Origin of the sequence: Flavobacterium sp. (assembly GCF_049318325.1) — a bacterium.
In the GTDB taxonomy this organism is placed as follows: Bacteria; Bacteroidota; Bacteroidia; order Flavobacteriales; family Flavobacteriaceae; genus Flavobacterium.
The window spans coordinates 1-16919 of sequence record NZ_JBMOGQ010000039.1 but is presented as its reverse complement, the minus strand read 5'-3'; the positions used below and the strand labels follow the sequence as shown (position 1 = coordinate 16919).

The following is a 16919-nucleotide window of genomic DNA, read 5'->3' as shown; positions in this document are numbered from 1 at the left end:
ATCGAAGGAAAATCGGTTTTCGTATTAGAATTGAAATAAAAATAAAACCATTAAGGCATTAAGAAAATTAAGAAACGACTTAATGAAACTTAATTTCTTAATGGTTAAAAAAAATAAACAATGAAAAAAATATATATTTTATTATTCATTACTTCCATTTCATTTGCACAAAATGTAAACAGAAAATACATTTCTCATTCATGGAAAAACAACATTTTAGAAGTTAAAACCTCGGATGGTTCTTATCTGATAAAACCGTATTCTGATAAAATTGTCGAAACTTCATTTATTCCAAATGGAGACGCGAGCAATAGTGAATCGGCGAAGCAAAGTTTCAATCCAAATTCGCATGCTGTTGTCAAAACTGCTGAAAAAGGTTGGGCTAGTTTTACCAAAACTGACAATTCATTAACATTATTGACAAAAGGAATTACGGTAGTTATTAATAAATCGCCATTTAAAATTACCTATTCCAACCTTGGGAAAGTGCTTTTGTCTGAAAAAATGGGCTATACCAAAGTCAATGATTCAACCGAAACCTTGTCTTTCAATTTGGACAATTCCGAAGCATTATATGGTGGCGGAGCTAGAGCATTGGGAATGAATAGAAGAGGAAATCGTTTGCAGTTATACAACAGAGCACATTATGGTTATGAAACCAAAGCTGAGTTGATGAATTTCTGTATTCCACTAGTGATGTCATCTAAATTATACACTGTTCATTTTGATAATGCTGCTATTGGCTATTTGGATTTAGATAGCCAAAAAAATAATACACTAACCTATGAAACCATTTCAGGAAGAAAAACGTATCAGATTATTGTTGGTGATAGTTGGACCGATTTAGTGTCAAACTATACTGATTTAAGTGGAAAACAACCTTTATTGCCTCGTTGGGCTTTAGGAAATTTCTCTAGCCGTTTTGGCTATCACAACCAAGATGAAGTAGAGAATACAATTCGAAAATTTGAAGATAATAAAATTCCTGTCGATGCAATTATTCTTGATTTGTATTGGTTTGGAAAAGGAATAAAAAACACTATGGGAAATTTGGATTGGGACAAAGACAACTTCCCAAACCCGGATAAAATGATTTCCAATTTGAATGCGAAAGGTGTAAAAACCATCTTGATTACCGAGCCTTTTATTCTGACAACCTCATCAAAATGGAAAGAAACTGTAGACAAAAAAGTATTGGTAACCGATAAGACAGGAAAACCTGCAACTTGGGATTTCTATTTCGGAAATACCAGTGTTGTCGATATATTCAAGCCTGAAGGGGCATCCTGGTTTTGGAATGTCTATAAAAGATTAATCAATCAAGGTGTTGGCGGAATGTGGGGCGATTTAGGGGAACCAGAAGTTTTCCCTTCTAAAGTTATAACTGCAGGTGGAAAAGCGGATGAAGTACATAATATCTATGGACACAATTGGGCCAAACTAATCGCTGATGGTTATAAAAAAGACTTCCCAACACAAAGACCTTTTATCTTAATGCGTGCTGGATATTCAGGTTCACAGCGTTATGGAATGGTACCTTGGAGTGGCGATGTGAGCAGAAGTTGGGGCGGATTGCAAAGCCAAATGGAAATTGCATTACAAATGGGAATGCAAGGGCTAGGCTATATGCACTCTGACCTTGGCGGATTTGCAGGCGATTATTTTGACAACGAATTGTATTTACGTTGGTTGCAATATGGTGTTTTCAATCCGATATTCCGTCCGCATGCTCAAGAGGATGTTGCTTCTGAAGTGGCTAGAAAAGATATTACAACAATGGCTAAAGCAAAAAAATCAGTTGAATTGCGCTACCAATTGATGCCGTATAATTACACTTTGTCTTTCGATAACAATCAAAAAGGAACACCCTTAATGCGTCCGCTATTTTTTGAAGAACCGAATAATCCAGCATTAACAACTGTCGCCGGAACATATTTTTGGGGAAATAACTTTTTGGTAACGCCAATTACAAAAAGTGGCGTAACATCTACTGAAATTTATTTCCCAAAAAGCAACAATTGGTTTGATTTTTATACGAATGAAAAACACTTAGCCGGAACTACTAAAACGATAAAGGTAAACGAAGATTATATTCCAACTTTTGTACGTGGCGGAAGTTTTATTCCTATGATAGAAACTATTCAGAATACGTCAAACTATTCGTTAGATAACTTTAATCTGCATTATTATTTTGATGAAAGTGTGGCCCATTCTAATGGAATGTTGTATAACGATGATGGTGTTACACCCAATGCATTTGAAAAAGAGCAATATGAAGCAGTGCATTTTTCTAGTGATACTAGCGCTAAATCACTAATTATAAAAATTGCCACTGTTTCGGGAAGAAATTATACTTCAAAGAATAAAAATGTTTCTGTATTTATCCATAACATCTCAAACAAGGCAAAACGAATATTTGTAAATGGTCAGGAACAAGTTTACAAGAGATTTTCAGAACCACTACAGGTAAATGTTAATGCGGCAATAGGACCTCTTTCAGAAATTAAAATTGAATACTAAAAAATGAAAAAAATAAAATTCATTCTAATAATTGCATCTCTTTTCAGCGGTGCAACTTTTGCTCAAACTAAAAAGTCTTCAAGCCCGAAAACCCCATTCGTATGGGAAAGTGCCAATGTCTATTTCATCGTTACCGACCGATTCAATAATGGTGATAAAACCAACGACCAAACCTATAACCGAAACAAACCAACCGGAAAACTGCGTGGATTTGAAGGTGGTGATATTCGTGGAATTATCCAAAAATTAGACGAAGGTTATTTTACTAATTTAGGAATTAATGTTATTTGGATGACGCCAGTTGTTGAGCAAATTCATGAGGGTGTAGACGAAGGAACCGGATTTACGTATGGTTTTCATGGCTATTGGACAAGAGATTGGACGGCAATGGATCCGAGTTTTGGAACCCGAAAAGATTTAATCGAATTAGTTCAAAAAGCTCACTCACTTGGCATCAGAATTATGCTGGATGCAGTTATTAATCACACTGGCCCTGTAACTCCAGAGGATTCTGTTTATCCGAATGATTGGGTGAGAACTTCACCAAAATGTACTTATCAATCATACGATACTTATATTAACTGCACTTTGGTTGATAATCTTCCTGATGTTAAAACTGAAAACAATGAAGCTGTTGAATTACCAACTTTTCTAGTCAACAAATGGAAAAAAGAAGGTCGTTATGATAAAGAAGTTGCTTCATTGGATGCTTTTTTTAAAAAAACGGGTTATCAAAGAGCACCAAAATACTACATCATGAAATGGCTTTCAGATTACATCACCGATTTTGGAATTGATGGCTACCGAGTAGATACGGTAAAGCATACGAATGAAGATGTTTGGGCAGATTTCAAAAAAGTCTGTGACAGGGCTTTCGCCGAATACAAAAAAAATAATCCAAAAAAAGTGATCGATAATAGTCCGTTTTTTACAGTTGGAGAAGTTTACGGTTATAATATTGGTGGTAAAAAATTCTATGATTTTGGAGATAAAAAAGTCAACTATTTCGAGAATGGTTTTACGGGCTTAATCAACTTTGATTTTAGGAATGAAGCCAAAATGAACTATGAAGAATTGTTTTCAAAATATTCCAACATCTTGCAAAATGATTTAAAAGGCAATACAGTGATGAATTATGTTTCGTCTCATGATGATGGTTATCCGTTTGATAAAAAACGTGAAAAGACTTTTGAAAGCGGAACTAAATTATTATTGGCACCAGGAATTTCGCAAGTATATTATGGTGATGAAAGTGCTCGTTCACTTGAAATTGAAGGAACGCAAGGCGATGCTACTTTACGTTCGAATATGAATTGGGATGATATTTTAAATAAGGCGGAAACCAAGGAAGTGTTAGCGCATTGGCAGAAATTAGGGCTATTTAGAAAAAATCATCCTGCAGTTGGGGCCGGAGTTCATAACCAAATTTCGGCTTTGCCATACGTATTCAGCAGAACGTTTATCAAAGGGAAATATTCAGATAAAGTTGTAGTTGGATTGGACTTAACTATAGGAGAAAAAAACATTCCTGTTAGTAACATTTTCCCAAACGGATGCAAAGTAAAAGACGCTTATTCAGGTAAAACAGCTACAGTTGCCAAAGGAAAAGTAAACATCAACACAGACTTCGGGATTGTTTTACTAGAAAAAAATTAAAAAATACACCATTAAGGCATTAACAAAATTAATAGTTAACTTAATGAACTATACTATCTTAATGGTTTAGAAAAATATATGAACTCAATCCAAAAAATAGGTCATCGCGGTGCAAAAGGTTATGTGGCCGAAAATACTTTGGCTTCTTTTCAAAAAGCGATTGATTTAGGTGTTGACGGAATTGAGCTCGATGTGCATTTATGCAAATCGGGCGAAGTCGTTGTTATTCATGATGACACTATCGAAAGAACTACCTCAGGGAAGGGTTTTGTAAAAGATTATTCCGTTACTGAATTAAAAGCTTTTGGAATCCCAACTTTAATGTCTGTTTTTGAATTGGTAAATAAAAAATGCTTTATCAATGTAGAACTTAAAACCTTTGAAACTGCCGATAAAGTAGTCGAACTTATCGAACAATATGTTGCTGAAAAAGGTTGGAAACACGAGGATTTCATTGTTTCTAGTTTTGATTGGAATGCGATACAGCAAGTTCATTTTTTGAATGATAAAATTCAAATTGGTGTTTTGACTAACACCGATTTAGAGTTAGCATTGGCTTTCGCCAAATTTATAAAAGCATATTCCATTCATCCGTATTATCATTTGCTGACGCCAGAAAACGTTGCCAACATGAAATCCAAAAATTATAAAGTCTATCCATGGACCATCAATGAGCCAGAAGACATTATCTTTGTCAAATCGTTAAACGTTGACGGTATCATTACAGATTTTCCGGATAGAGTTTAGACTGTTTATTGTCATTTCGACGAAGGAGAAATCAAATAATACAAAACCTTGATGAGATTTCTCCTTCGTCGAAATGACACATCTAAAATATTATAAATAAAAATAGACCTTAATGGTTTAAAAAAATAAATGAATTCAAACTTTGACATTATAATTGTTGGTGGCGGTGCAGCAGGTTTTTTTACGGCAATTAATATCGTTGAAAAAAATCCGAAACTAAAAGTAGCCATACTCGAAAGAGGCAAAACAGTCTTGGAAAAAGTCCGCATTTCCGGTGGCGGACGATGTAATGTGACGCATGCCTGCTTTGTGCCTAATGATTTAGTGAAGTTTTATCCGCGTGGCGAAAAAGAGCTGCGTGGTCCTTTTCATCAGTTCTGTTCAGGCGATACAATTGAATGGTTTGAAAAACATGGTGTCGAATTGAAAATTGAAGACGATGGCAGAATGTTTCCCACTTCGGATTCCTCACAAACGATAATCGACTGTTTTTTGGGCTTGACCCATAAATTAAAAATCGATGTCTTAACCGGTCAAAGTGTACAATCGCTATTTCAAGGAGAAAATTATTGGAAAGTAGAAACCAATTACGAATCCTTTTCTTGTCAAAAATTAGTCATGACTACCGGCAGCAATCCTAAGATTTGGGAACTATTAGGAAGCATGAATCACACTATTATACCACCGGTTCCGTCGCTATTTACTTTTAACATCAAAGACGGCCGAATCAAAGATTTGATGGGGCTTTCAGCTTTCGCCAACGTGAAAGTCAAAGGATCCAAACTAGAGGCTTCCGGACCATTATTGATTACGCATTGGGGCATGAGCGGTCCCGGAATTTTGAGACTTTCGGCTTGGGGCGCGATTATTTTGGCCGAGAAAAAATACCAGTTTGTAATCGAAATTAATTGGCTCAACGATGTCACTTTTGACGAGGCGATGGAAACCTTGAAAGAACTCAAACAAGAGCACGCGAAGAAAGTAGTAAGTAAAAAATCACCGTTTGAGTTTCCTAATCGCTTGTGGGAAAGTTTAGTTATTGCCTCTGAAATTGACAGCGAAAGAAAATGGGCAGACCTTTCAAAAAAACAATTGACTGATTTAGCAAACCAACTCACCAATGGCGAATTTCAGGTCAATGGCAAAAGCACGTTTAAAGAAGAATTTGTTACAGCTGGCGGCATTGATTTAAAAGAAATTAATTTCAAAACTATGGAAAGTAAACTGCATGAAAATTTATTCTTTGCAGGCGAAATCGTGAATATTGATGCTATTACCGGCGGGTTCAATTTCCAAAATGCTTGGACGAGTGGGTTTATAGTGGCGAATGCTATGGTTGAATAGTTATTTATTCAACATCCAAATACTTTCGAATTAAGAAATAACCAACAAACTATTTTCATTTATATTGATAATTAGATAACATTTTGATGCTAATTAATTATAAATAAAATAATTATTCACAGCTGTTGGCACATTTTGTTTTTTTTCTATTTTTGTTAAATTCTAAATTTTTATAGACTTCAAAATGCTTATGTTGAGCATCTTGAATAATATTAAAGACGATTATTTTTAAAACAAATAAAGACACCCAAAAGGGTAATTTTGTATAAAAGATTTTTAAAAACTTAATATAATCAACCATAAAAAGAAAATTTAATAATTATGAAAAAACTTTATTTTTTATGCTCATTAGCATTTATGAATTTTACGTCTAAGGCGGCAATAATAATTGTTAGCAATAATCCAAACATTCCGGGTCAATATACCAGTCTCCAAACAGCCATTGATGCGGCAGCTCCAGATGATACCTTGTATGTACAAGGTTCTGTAACTAGTTATGGAGATGTAACAATAACTAAAAAACTTAAGATTGTTGGATCAGGAATGTTACCTGATAATACATCCCATTTAGGCACTACCTTAGGAAATATATATTATAGAGTTTCTGCAGACGGAACTTCAAGCCCTTCGGGAAGCTCTATAACAGGGTGTAATATTTATGTTTTGCTTTTGGGTTTTTCGAATATTGGCTCGGTTAGTTATATGGTTAGCAACATTAGTATATATAGGAATAGAATTTCTGCTATTATGAATAATGGATATGCTTCCGCCGAAACTAGATATTCTGGAATACATATATTTAATAATATAATAGGTACGCTGAATGTTGACCGTTTGGGCGGTAATTCGGTGGTAAACAATAATATTTTTGTTAATGGTGTGCAAAGCACTGGATTTATTGACTCCGGTAATTGGGTATTGGTAAACAATATTATAGGAGGAATATCAGGGTGCTACAATGCTTCAGTACTTAATAATATTATTTATTCAAACTATTCAAATTATTCGGGTTTTAAATATTGTAATTTTACTAAAAACCTTTTTTATTCTCCTAATTATTCATATGATTCTAATTTTTTAGCTAATCCAAATTTAAATAACACCTTCAATACCACATTTGGTAATATTTTTAATCAAAATCCAAGTTTTGTTAAATATGATATTATTAGCGATAATATTTATAGTTACTCTATCAGCAGTCCATCTAGTGGCCCATTTGTCGATTTTCATTTAAATAATGACTCCCCTGGCAAAAACTATGGTACAGATGGAACCGATATCGGCATTTATGGAGGAACTACTCCTTTTGTTGAAGGCGCAACAACCGACTCTCGATTCAGATATTTCCCTATGCCTGCTATGCCACAAATGTTGGATTTGACTATTACTAATCCTTCAATACCAGCTAATAGCACTTTAAATGTGAATTTCAGTGCTGAGAAAAAGAATTAGTATGTTTAAGAAGCTATTACTTTTTTCAGTCTTGTGTATTGGAATGATTCCAAATGCACAAAACATAGTTAGTGGAGAGTATTTTTTTGACACCTATAAAGATTTAGGTCAAGGAACCTCTTTTTCTATCGTACCGGATAATATTGTAAATAAAACCCTTTCAATTTCTACTAATAATTTGTCAAGTGGAATGCATAACTTATTTGTAAGGGTGAAAGATGATAACAATACATGGAGTCTTGTCGAAAACAAGCTTTTCTACATCATGCCGTCTTTATCCAATCAAGGCAATCTTATAGCATGCGAATGGTTTATAGACACTGACCCTGGTTTAGGAAATGGAACTATTACCAATTTCAGTACTCCGGTAGCTACTATCTCTATGCCCTTATCCATCAGTGCTACTAATTTAAGTAGTGGTTTACATCGTCTATATGTTAGAGTAAAAGACGATAGTAACATATGGAGTATTGTTGAGTGTAAATTATTTTATATCATGCCAGCGGCAACTTCACAACCTAATTTGATAGCTGGTGAATGGTTTGTTGATACCGACCCAGGTGTTGGTAATGGAACAGTTATTAGTTTTGCCGAAGGTGCAGTTATAAATAAAACATTTGGCATTAGTGATACTAACTTTTCAGTGGGAACTCACAAATTATTTGTTCGAGTAAAAGACGGTAATGGAGTATGGAGTTTTTATGAAGTTAAAGAATTTACAGTTACGCCTTCATCACCACCGCCACCGCCAACAGCTTCAGCTCAGTCACTTTGTAAATCGAGTACTGTAGCTAATTTGGTGGCTACAGGAAGCAATCTTAAATGGTACAGTGCTGCAACGGGTGGAAGTGCTTTAGCAACAACAACCTTGCTTACCACTAAAACATATTACGTTTCACAATCGGCAGGTGCTTTTGAAAGCACAAGAACATCAGTTCCAGTAACCATTGTAGCATTACCTACTACACCAGGAACCATTTCGGGAGCTGTTGCACAAGGAGCATTAGTTGGAACCAGTACAACAGTTACCTATTCTATTGCTGCCGTTAGTGGTGCTTCGTCTTATTTTTGGACAGCACCGACTGGAGTTAACATTGTTTCTGGTCAAGGCACAACAAGTATAGAGGTTAATTTTCAGAATGTTGCTGCAGGCCCAGGTAACATTGGAAACCTAATGGTTCAATCGGTTAATGATATAGGGTGTAAAAGTGTTGCCAAGACAGTAACGCTTACTAAAGCATTGCCTACAGCACCTTCATCACTAACGCTTACAAATGGTGTTACTACTACTGCTATTACCAACATTTCAAAATACATGGGGACAAACACTGTTTTGAAATTAACATCTGGAACAGTTGCTACAGCTACTTCCTATGAATGGGAACTGCCTACAGGAGTTAATAGAACAGACGGTTCAGGAACTAATAGTACACTTCCTTATATTTATGTTAATTTATTGGGAGTAACAAGTGCCAATACTTTTAATTATTCAACAACAGCTGGTGTTTCTACTAATGTTTTAAGAATAGGAGTTAAATCAAAAAATGGTGTAGGTGTTTCGATATCTAATAATGCTTCATTGATTAATCCTACTGCTGTCTCAACTGCAAGACTGTTAACTTTAACGGCTATTGCACCTGCCGCACCTGCTGCAGTTAAATTAACCAATGATGCAATAAGCACTAGTACAGCCGTAACAGTTATAAGTAAGTATCTTGGAACAGACACTCCTTTAAAGTTATCAGCCACTGCTTCTACTTTAGCATCTTCTTATGAATGGGAATTACCATCATGGGTTAATGTTGTTTCGGGGAATAGTTCTTATGATAGAGAATTAATAGTTAATTTCAAAGGAAACGCAACAAATGCAGCACCTGCTGGTGTAACTTCATACTATATTGGGGCAAAAGCTAAAAATGGTATAGGATATTCAGTTAGTAATAACGCAACATTAGTGCCTGCAACTACTTCAACTGCTAAATTATTGAAAGTAACTACTTCGTTGCCTACCGCTGTTACTACTGTTACGGGACAAATAGCTAGTTTATGTGGAGGAAATACATACAATTATACGATGACAACTTCCGCTTTAGCCAATTCCTATTTGATCACTGCTCCAACTGGTGCAGTAGTTAAATCAGTAAGTAATTCAACTAATGCCACAAATATTTTAGAAACTAGTGATTTATCTTTTACGGTTACTTATCCTATAGGTTTTACAGTAACTACCACTACTGCAGTTGCTAATAAAACGATAACAATAACCTCTGTAAATGGTGTTGGAAATAGTGCTACAAACAAAGTACTTACCTTGACTACTGCATTGGCTGCTGTTGGAACAAATACTAACTCCTATTCTTATTTAGTCCCTTCAACTGGATTAGCATCTGCAGGATATTTTACTAAATGTAATACTCAAACTATTACAGTGCCTGCTGTTCCTTATGCTACTTCATACGTTTGGACCCTACAAAATGGGGCTACTGGTTCTTCAGACACAAACGCTATAGTCATAAACTTTTCAGCTGTAGCTACTTTAGTTACATCTACAAAAAACATTGTAAAAGTAAAAGCATATAATGGATGTACTTACAGTACTGAAAAATCAATTAGTTTAATTTGGGATGGCATAACTGTTTGTGAAACAGCTAAAATGGAGGATCCAACTATTACTTCAACTTTTTCTGTTTATCCAAATCCTACTAGTAGTTTGTTATTCTTTGAATCTTCAAACAATAGTAAAATAGATAATTTAATAGTTATGGATTTACTTGGCAAAGTGATTTTTGAAGGAAAACCTGAAGACAATCAATTAAATGTTGAGAGATTTGCTTCGGGAGCGTATATTATTCATGCTTTTTCGGGAAAAGAGAAGTTTACAAAAAAGTTTATTAAGGAATAACTATTCATATTATATTAAAACAAAAACCCATCAATTGAAATTTGATGGGTTTTTTTCTTATCTATTCAACCACCAAATACTAGCATTAAGAATAGTTGCAAAACTTACCCAAGCCAAATAAGGAAGTAACAAAAGTCCGGCAGTTTTGTTAATCTTTTTGAACACATTATAGGTTTCAAAAATCATTAACCAAAGTAAAATAATTTCAATCAATGCCAAAAAAGGGTTATGCAAACCAAAGAAAAGATATGACCAAAGTGCATTCAAGCCTAACTGTATCGCAAAGAAACCAAGTGCCTTTTTAGTGGTTTGCTCCTCATAACCTTTAGTCCAAACCAAACCGGCAGCAATTCCCATCATAATATACAACAATGTCCAAACCGGTCCGAAAATCCAATTAGGCGGGTTAAAAATGGGCTTTACCAAAGTCGGATACCAAGTTGTAATACTTTGTCTTGTTTCCATTCCCGAAAAATAACCAACAGTTAAACAAACGGCAACGACCAAAACTATTTTTAAAATCTTTTGCATAACATTTATTTTTATACTCTCAAAGATACTAAACCAAAACAGTTTGTTTTTATAAAACTTCTGCTGATTTTTATAAAAAAAGTATCTTTGTCTTTCAAAATTTTGGGTCAAACCAAAAAGCAAACTATAAACCTATGTCCGAAAAGGATTTTATAGCCCATCATCAGGCTAGCATTGAGAACGGAAATTTTCAATGGAGTGCACCCAGCAATATTGCTTTAGTGAAATATTGGGGGAAAAAAGATAAGCAAATTCCAGCCAACCCTTCTATTAGTTTTACGTTAAACAATTGTAAAACGATTACCAAATTGGCTTTCGTAAAGCGAGGCTTCTCAACTGCGCTCGATGTGACATCTTCTGATTTTTCATTTGACTTGTTATTTGAAGGCAAACCTAAAGAAAATTTCAAACCCAAAATTCAAAAGTTCTTCGAACGCATTGAAATCTATTGCCCTTATTTAAAAGATTATCATTTTACGATTGACACCGAAAATACATTCCCACATAGTTCAGGCATTGCTTCTTCTGCTTCTGCAATGGCGGCTTTAGCCATTAATATTATGAGTTTGGAAAAAGCTTTAAATCCCGCTATGACAGAAGATTTCTTTTGTCAAAAAGCTTCTTTTTTAGCAAGATTGGGTTCAGGAAGTGCTTGTAGAAGCGTAAAAGGAAGTGTAGTCGTTTGGGGAAATCATGTAGAAATTAATGATAGTTCCGATTTGTTTGGTATAGAATTTCCATCGCAATTGCATGCCAATTTCAAAAACTATCAAGACACCATTTTATTGGTTGATAAAGGTGAAAAACAAGTTTCATCAACAGTTGGACACGATTTGATGCACAATCATCCTTTTGCTGAACAACGATTTGCACAAGCGCATCAAAATTTATCGGCGATAAAAACCGTTTTAGAAAATGGCAATTTAGAAGAATTTATCAAAATAGTAGAAAGCGAAGCCTTGACATTGCACGCGATGATGATGACATCACTACCCTATTTTATATTGATGAAACCTAACACACTGGAAATCATAAATAAAATTTGGAAATTCAGAAATGAAACCAAAACTCCGGTTTGTTTTACTTTAGATGCAGGAGCAAACGTACATGTTTTGTATCCCGAAAACGTTAGAGAAAATGTTTTACAATTTATTAAGGACGAATTAGTTGGCTATTGTCAAAATGGTAACTATATTTGTGATGCAATTGGAAACGGAAGTCAATTGATAATTGATAATTGATAATTGATAATTGATAATTGATAATGCAAAATTAAATAATGGAGAAGAAAAACGTTATTAAAGAAAAATCTTTTGCGTTTGCCATTGAAATTGTTTCTCTTTATAAAATTTTAGCTGAAAGAAAAGAATTCGTTTTATCAAAACAATTGTTACGTTCTGGGACATCAATAGGTGCAAATGTTAGAGAATCAGAACATGCACAAAGCAAAGCTGATTTTATTCATAAATTATCAATTGCTCTAAAAGAGGCCAATGAAACAGAATATTGGATAGATTTATTATTTGAAACTAAGTATTTAAGTCAAACCGAATTTGATATAATAAAACCAAAAATTGTAGAATTATTAAAGTTGCTAACTAGTATAATAAATACATCAAAAAAATAATTATCAATTATCCATTGTTAATTATCCATTAAAAAAACTTATGAAAGGACCACTTTTTTACTCAAAGATTCTTCTCTTCGGAGAATACGGAATTATAAAAGATTCTAAAGGTTTATCAATTCCTTACAATTTTTATAATGGTGCATTGAAAGTGGATGAAAATCCAACGCAGGAAGCCATAAAATCTAATGCAAGTTTGAGAAGATTTGTTACTTATTTAGAAAATCTTCAGCAAGAGCAACCAGAACTTGTAACTTTCAATATTGAAATACTAAAAGCCGATGTTGAACGCGGAATGTATTTCGACTCTAGCATTCCTCAAGGTTATGGTGTTGGTAGTAGCGGCGCATTGGTTGCTGCCATTTATGATAAATATGCCAATAACAAAATCACTGTTTTAGAAAATTTGACCCGTGATAAATTATTACAATTAAAAGCCATTTTTTCTCAAATGGAATCTTTTTTTCATGGCAAAAGTTCCGGACTTGACCCTTTGAATAGTTATTTGAGTATTCCAATTCTTATCAACTCTAAAGATAATATTGAAGCTACTGGAATTCCATCACAAAGCACTACCGGAAAAGGCGCTGTGTTTTTGTTAGACTCTGGAATTGTAGGCGAAACAGCTCCAATGGTGAATATCTTTATGGAAAACCTAAAAGAAGAAGGTTTCCGTAAAATGCTTAAAACACAATTCGTAAAATATACCGATGCTTGTGTGGATAATTTCTTAGGTGGCGATATGAAGTCTTTATTTGCTAATACTAAGCAATTGTCTAAAGTGGTTTTAAACAACTTCAAACCAATGATTCCAGAACAATTTCACGGTGTTTGGCAACGTGGTATTGACACTAACGATTACTACTTAAAACTTTGCGGTTCCGGTGGTGGTGGTTATATTTTAGGTTTTACACAAGACTTAGATAAAGCGAAAAGTTCCTTAAAAGATTATAAATTGGAAGTGGTTTACCAATTTTAAAATGAAATCCGCTTTTGTCATCCAAAGCGCAGTCGAAGGGTTAATTTTGTCAAAATGTTAAGCCGAAAAAACAAACACTTACTGCTGAAAATTGTCAGCATGTTTTCTGTTATTCGCGGTTATAACATTCCTATTATTGCCTTAGCACAATATCTTTCAGCTATTTTTATTTTGGCACCCGAAAAAAGAGCGTTAATTGTCTTACTCGATTTCAACTTATTTATCATCGTAATTGTTTCCAGTTTAACTATTGCTTCTGGATATATCATTAATAATTTTTATGATAGCGAAAAAGATTTAATAAATCGCCCCAATAAGTCACAACTCGACCGCTTGGTGAGTCAGAAAACAAAACTTAAAGTTTATTTTACTGTGAATTTTATTGTTTTCTTACTATCATTTTTTGTTTCGTTTCGTGCTGTATTATTTTTCTCGGCCTATATTTTCCTAATTTGGTTTTATTCTCATAAACTCAAAAAAATGGCTATAGTTGGAAATATGACCGCAGCATTTCTAGCAGTTCTGCCCTTTTTTGCCATTTTTCTTTATTACAAAAATACCTATCCGCAGATTTTTGCTCACGCTAATTTCCTTTTTCTTTTGCTTATTATCCGTGAAATAATAAAAGATTTGGAAAACATAAAGGGCGATATTGCTAACGATTATCAAACGATACCTGTAATGTTTGGTGAAAGCACTGCAAAAAAAATTATTACACTACTAACCGTTTTGACAATAATTCCAATTTATTTCCTAGTCGAAAAATTTGAAGTTGGATATATGGATATTTACTTCTATATGAGTTTAATCATTTTGATTTTCTTTCTACAAAAACTTTGGAAATCCAACTCCAAACCCGATTATTTAAAACTTCATAACATGCTGAAATTTCTAGTAGTCTCAGGTGTTTTCTGTATTGTTTTAATCGATCCCGAAGTGCTGGTTAACGGTAGAAGACTGTTGAAGTTTTAGCTGTTTTATAGCCCGGATGGGAACGGCATCCTTTTGCTTTTTTAGTCATTTCGAGCAATGAAGCAATCGAAAAAAGCAAAAGATATAGTGAACAGCCGGAAATAGCTCCTGAAAAAGCAACTGAAATACGTATCTTTGCCAACACGAGGTCATATTGACCGAACTGACGAAGTAAATTACAGAATTATGAATAACAAGGAAGGCAATAATAAACGAAGTGGCTCACGTCCAAATAGTTCGAGACCAAGTTCGAATAAGCCAACCCGAGCCGGAGGCGAACGAAGCGGCTCTAAACCTGCCATGGCTAAGCGTGCCCAAGGGCCTAAAAAAAGTAAGCCTAGCACAAAATCTGATACAGCTCTTTCAAATAAAGTAGAAAAGAAACCGAATCAAGCAGCAAAAAGACCAAAAGCAGCTGATGAAATTCGTTTGAATAAATACATTGCCAATTCAGGGGCTTGTTCCCGTCGTGATGCTGATATCTACATTCAATCTGGAAATGTAAAAGTAAACGGAATTCCAGTTACAGAAATGGGTTACCTAGTAAAACCAGGAGATGTTGTAAACTTTGATGGAGCCACTTTAACTCCCGAGAAAAAAGAATACATCTTGCTAAACAAACCCAAAAACTTCACAACAGCTCTTGATGAAGGACAAGAATATCGTAATGTATTAGAGTTGGTAAAAGGTTCTACCTCAGCAAAAATTGGTCCTATTGGCAGAATGGATAAAAACACAACTGGCTTGCTAATATTTACAAACGATACCGATATGATTAGAAAATTTACCTTGCCTAATCAAAAATCATCAAAAATTTACCAAGTTTCATTGGATAAAAACCTGAAGTTCGATGACTTAGAAAAAATAAGCAAAGGGCTCACAATTGACGGACATAAGGTATTCGTTCAGGAAGTAAGCTACATCGAAAACGAACCAAAAAACGAAATCGGGTTGCAATTAAAATCGCCAAATGTGAAAGTCGTTCGAAATATTTTTGAACATTTAGGATATGATGTTCTTCGAATCGACAGAGTTGCTTTTGCGGGTTTAACCAAAAAGAATTTACCACGAGGCAATTGGCGATTCTTAACCGAACAGGAAATTATCAATTTGAAAAACAGTTAAAACTCATTTGATCCATTAAGGACTTTCAAAAGAAAGTGTATTAGTAACATTTTGACAAACTCAAAAAAAGTATATTTACAATCATAAATCCTCTAGTTATGAGAACGAGAGGATTTTTCATTTAAAAACTATGTCAGCAGAAAAAAACTTATCGATTGCAATGTTTTGGTTTGAAGCGTTTAATGCGCATAACTTAGAAAAATTATTGTCGTTATATGATGACGAAGCCCAACATTTTAGTCCAAAATTAAAAATACGCCATCCAGAAACTAACGGATTGGTAACTGGAAAAGAAGCGCTTCGAACCTGGTGGAAAGATTCTTTTGACCGATTGCCGAGTTTGCATTATAAAGTAACTTCCCTAACATCAAATGCCGACAGGGTTTTTATGGAATATATTCGGATGGTTGAAAACGAAGAGAACATGTCCGTTGCCGAAGTATTGGAAATCAAAGAAGGAAGAATAGTTTTTTCTAGGGTATATCATGGATAATTTTATATTTTAGTAACAAATTTTTAAACTACTAACAAAAAGTTTTACCCAACTAACCTCTTAAAAATGAAAAAAATAAACACAATTTCTGTAATAGTTCTTCTTTCATTACTTTTTGCAAACTGCAAATCAGACAAAAAAGAGCAAAATTTCAAAGCCATTACCGATGCTTATTTTGATGGCAAAAACGAGCTAAATCCGTTAGATGCTACTCAAAACGGTCAAAACGAATACAACGACAAACTTGTATTTGAAATGACTGATTCGTACCGAAAAAAGCAAGCTGCTTTTTATGATAAATTCGAAAATGAATTAACAACTATTGATACGACTGCTTTAACTGCTGAAGAAAAAAACAGCTACGACATCATCAAATGGGAAGTTGCTGTAGGGAAAGATTTATTGAAATATGATACCAATTTGATGCCTATTCATCAGTTTTGGGGAACTCATTTAATGATGGGTCAATATGCCGGCGGAACAAGTGCGCAGCCATTTAAAACCGAAAAAGATTATAAAAATTTCCTGAAAAGAATGGATTTATTTGCAGTTTGGGTAGATTCAGCAATGG

The 16919-nt window shown here is 34.3% G+C and carries 14 protein-coding genes; 13 read left to right on the top strand and 1 reads right to left on the bottom strand.

The window, feature by feature from the left end:
* Positions 1 to 120 precede the first annotated feature (120 nt).
* The 6 genes from ACOYLP_RS05410 (at position 121) to ACOYLP_RS05385 (ending at position 10621) form a co-directional block, all read left to right on the top strand.
* The gene (locus ACOYLP_RS05410) at positions 121 to 2520 is read left to right on the top strand and encodes a TIM-barrel domain-containing protein (RefSeq protein ID WP_422855164.1); all 2400 of its coding nucleotides are present in this window, start codon (positions 121 to 123) and stop codon (positions 2518 to 2520) included.
* Positions 2521 to 2523: 3 nt separating this feature from the next.
* The gene (locus ACOYLP_RS05405) at positions 2524 to 4176 is read left to right on the top strand and encodes an alpha-amylase family glycosyl hydrolase (protein WP_422855163.1); all 1653 of its coding nucleotides are present in this window, start codon (positions 2524 to 2526) and stop codon (positions 4174 to 4176) included.
* 78 nt (positions 4177 to 4254) lie between these two features.
* Positions 4255 to 4923 carry a glycerophosphodiester phosphodiesterase gene (locus tag ACOYLP_RS05400; protein ID WP_422855162.1) on the top strand — a complete coding sequence of 223 codons (669 nt, stop codon included), beginning with the start codon at positions 4255 to 4257 and terminating at the stop codon, positions 4921 to 4923.
* Positions 4924 to 5052: 129 nt separating this feature from the next.
* Positions 5053 to 6267 carry an NAD(P)/FAD-dependent oxidoreductase gene (locus ACOYLP_RS05395; protein WP_422855161.1) on the top strand — a complete coding sequence of 405 codons (1215 nt, stop codon included), beginning with the start codon at positions 5053 to 5055 and terminating at the stop codon, positions 6265 to 6267.
* A 321-nt stretch (positions 6268 to 6588) separates the two neighbouring features.
* Positions 6589 to 7719, top strand: a complete 1131-nt coding sequence (locus tag ACOYLP_RS05390) for a hypothetical protein (RefSeq protein WP_422855160.1) — start codon at positions 6589 to 6591, stop codon at positions 7717 to 7719.
* Between the two features lies 1 nt (position 7720).
* Positions 7721 to 10621, top strand: a complete 2901-nt coding sequence (locus ACOYLP_RS05385) for a T9SS type A sorting domain-containing protein (protein ID WP_422855159.1) — start codon at positions 7721 to 7723, stop codon at positions 10619 to 10621.
* Between the two features lie 57 nt (positions 10622 to 10678).
* Here ACOYLP_RS05385 and ACOYLP_RS05380 read toward each other — a convergent pair whose 3' ends face one another.
* Positions 10679 to 11152, bottom strand: coding sequence for a TspO/MBR family protein (locus tag ACOYLP_RS05380; RefSeq protein WP_422855158.1), 474 nt, complete (start codon positions 11150 to 11152; stop codon positions 10679 to 10681).
* A 134-nt stretch (positions 11153 to 11286) separates the two neighbouring features.
* On the opposite strand from ACOYLP_RS05380, the gene ACOYLP_RS05375 reads away from it, so the two are divergent.
* The 7 genes from ACOYLP_RS05375 to ACOYLP_RS05345 form a co-directional block, all read left to right on the top strand.
* Positions 11287 to 12393, top strand: coding sequence for a diphosphomevalonate/mevalonate 3,5-bisphosphate decarboxylase family protein (locus tag ACOYLP_RS05375; protein ID WP_422855157.1), 1107 nt, complete (start codon positions 11287 to 11289; stop codon positions 12391 to 12393).
* Positions 12394 to 12431: 38 nt separating this feature from the next.
* Positions 12432 to 12779 (top strand): four helix bundle protein, encoded by a 348-nt coding sequence (locus ACOYLP_RS05370; RefSeq protein WP_422855156.1) that lies wholly within the window; start codon positions 12432 to 12434, stop codon positions 12777 to 12779.
* 40 nt (positions 12780 to 12819) lie between these two features.
* The gene (locus tag ACOYLP_RS05365) at positions 12820 to 13758 is read left to right on the top strand and encodes a mevalonate kinase family protein (RefSeq protein WP_422855155.1); all 939 of its coding nucleotides are present in this window, start codon (positions 12820 to 12822) and stop codon (positions 13756 to 13758) included.
* 54 nt (positions 13759 to 13812) lie between these two features.
* Complete coding sequence (locus tag ACOYLP_RS05360; protein ID WP_422855154.1) at positions 13813 to 14730, top strand: geranylgeranylglycerol-phosphate geranylgeranyltransferase; 918 nt, start codon at positions 13813 to 13815, stop codon at positions 14728 to 14730.
* A gap of 186 nt (positions 14731 to 14916) precedes the next feature.
* Positions 14917 to 15855, top strand: coding sequence for a pseudouridine synthase (locus ACOYLP_RS05355; protein WP_422855165.1), 939 nt, complete (start codon positions 14917 to 14919; stop codon positions 15853 to 15855).
* A gap of 130 nt (positions 15856 to 15985) precedes the next feature.
* Positions 15986 to 16348 carry a nuclear transport factor 2 family protein gene (locus ACOYLP_RS05350; RefSeq protein WP_422855153.1) on the top strand — a complete coding sequence of 121 codons (363 nt, stop codon included), beginning with the start codon at positions 15986 to 15988 and terminating at the stop codon, positions 16346 to 16348.
* A 66-nt stretch (positions 16349 to 16414) separates the two neighbouring features.
* On the top strand, positions 16415 to 16919 hold a 505-nt coding region (locus ACOYLP_RS05345), incomplete at its 3' end, for a DUF885 family protein (RefSeq protein WP_422855152.1).

Bases quoted from the DNA above. Each gene is read 5' to 3' on its own strand.
- ACOYLP_RS05390 (WP_422855160.1), top strand. From the start codon at position 6,589: ATGAAAAAACTTTATTTTTTATGCTCATTAGCATTTATGAATTTTACG.
- ACOYLP_RS05400 (WP_422855162.1), top strand. From the start codon at position 4,255: ATGAACTCAATCCAAAAAATAGGTCATCGCGGTGCAAAAGGTTATGTG.
- ACOYLP_RS05405 (WP_422855163.1), top strand. From the start codon at position 2,524: ATGAAAAAAATAAAATTCATTCTAATAATTGCATCTCTTTTCAGCGGT.
- ACOYLP_RS05410 (WP_422855164.1), top strand. From the start codon at position 121: ATGAAAAAAATATATATTTTATTATTCATTACTTCCATTTCATTTGCA.
- ACOYLP_RS05395 (WP_422855161.1), top strand. From the start codon at position 5,053: ATGAATTCAAACTTTGACATTATAATTGTTGGTGGCGGTGCAGCAGGT.
- ACOYLP_RS05385 (WP_422855159.1), top strand. From the start codon at position 7,721: ATGTTTAAGAAGCTATTACTTTTTTCAGTCTTGTGTATTGGAATGATT.
- ACOYLP_RS05375 (WP_422855157.1), top strand. From the start codon at position 11,287: ATGTCCGAAAAGGATTTTATAGCCCATCATCAGGCTAGCATTGAGAAC.
- ACOYLP_RS05360 (WP_422855154.1), top strand. From the start codon at position 13,813: ATGTTAAGCCGAAAAAACAAACACTTACTGCTGAAAATTGTCAGCATG.
- ACOYLP_RS05370 (WP_422855156.1), top strand. From the start codon at position 12,432: ATGGAGAAGAAAAACGTTATTAAAGAAAAATCTTTTGCGTTTGCCATT.
- ACOYLP_RS05380 (WP_422855158.1), bottom strand. From the start codon at position 11,152: ATGCAAAAGATTTTAAAAATAGTTTTGGTCGTTGCCGTTTGTTTAACT.
- ACOYLP_RS05365 (WP_422855155.1), top strand. From the start codon at position 12,820: ATGAAAGGACCACTTTTTTACTCAAAGATTCTTCTCTTCGGAGAATAC.
- ACOYLP_RS05350 (WP_422855153.1), top strand. From the start codon at position 15,986: ATGTCAGCAGAAAAAAACTTATCGATTGCAATGTTTTGGTTTGAAGCG.
- ACOYLP_RS05355 (WP_422855165.1), top strand. From the start codon at position 14,917: ATGAATAACAAGGAAGGCAATAATAAACGAAGTGGCTCACGTCCAAAT.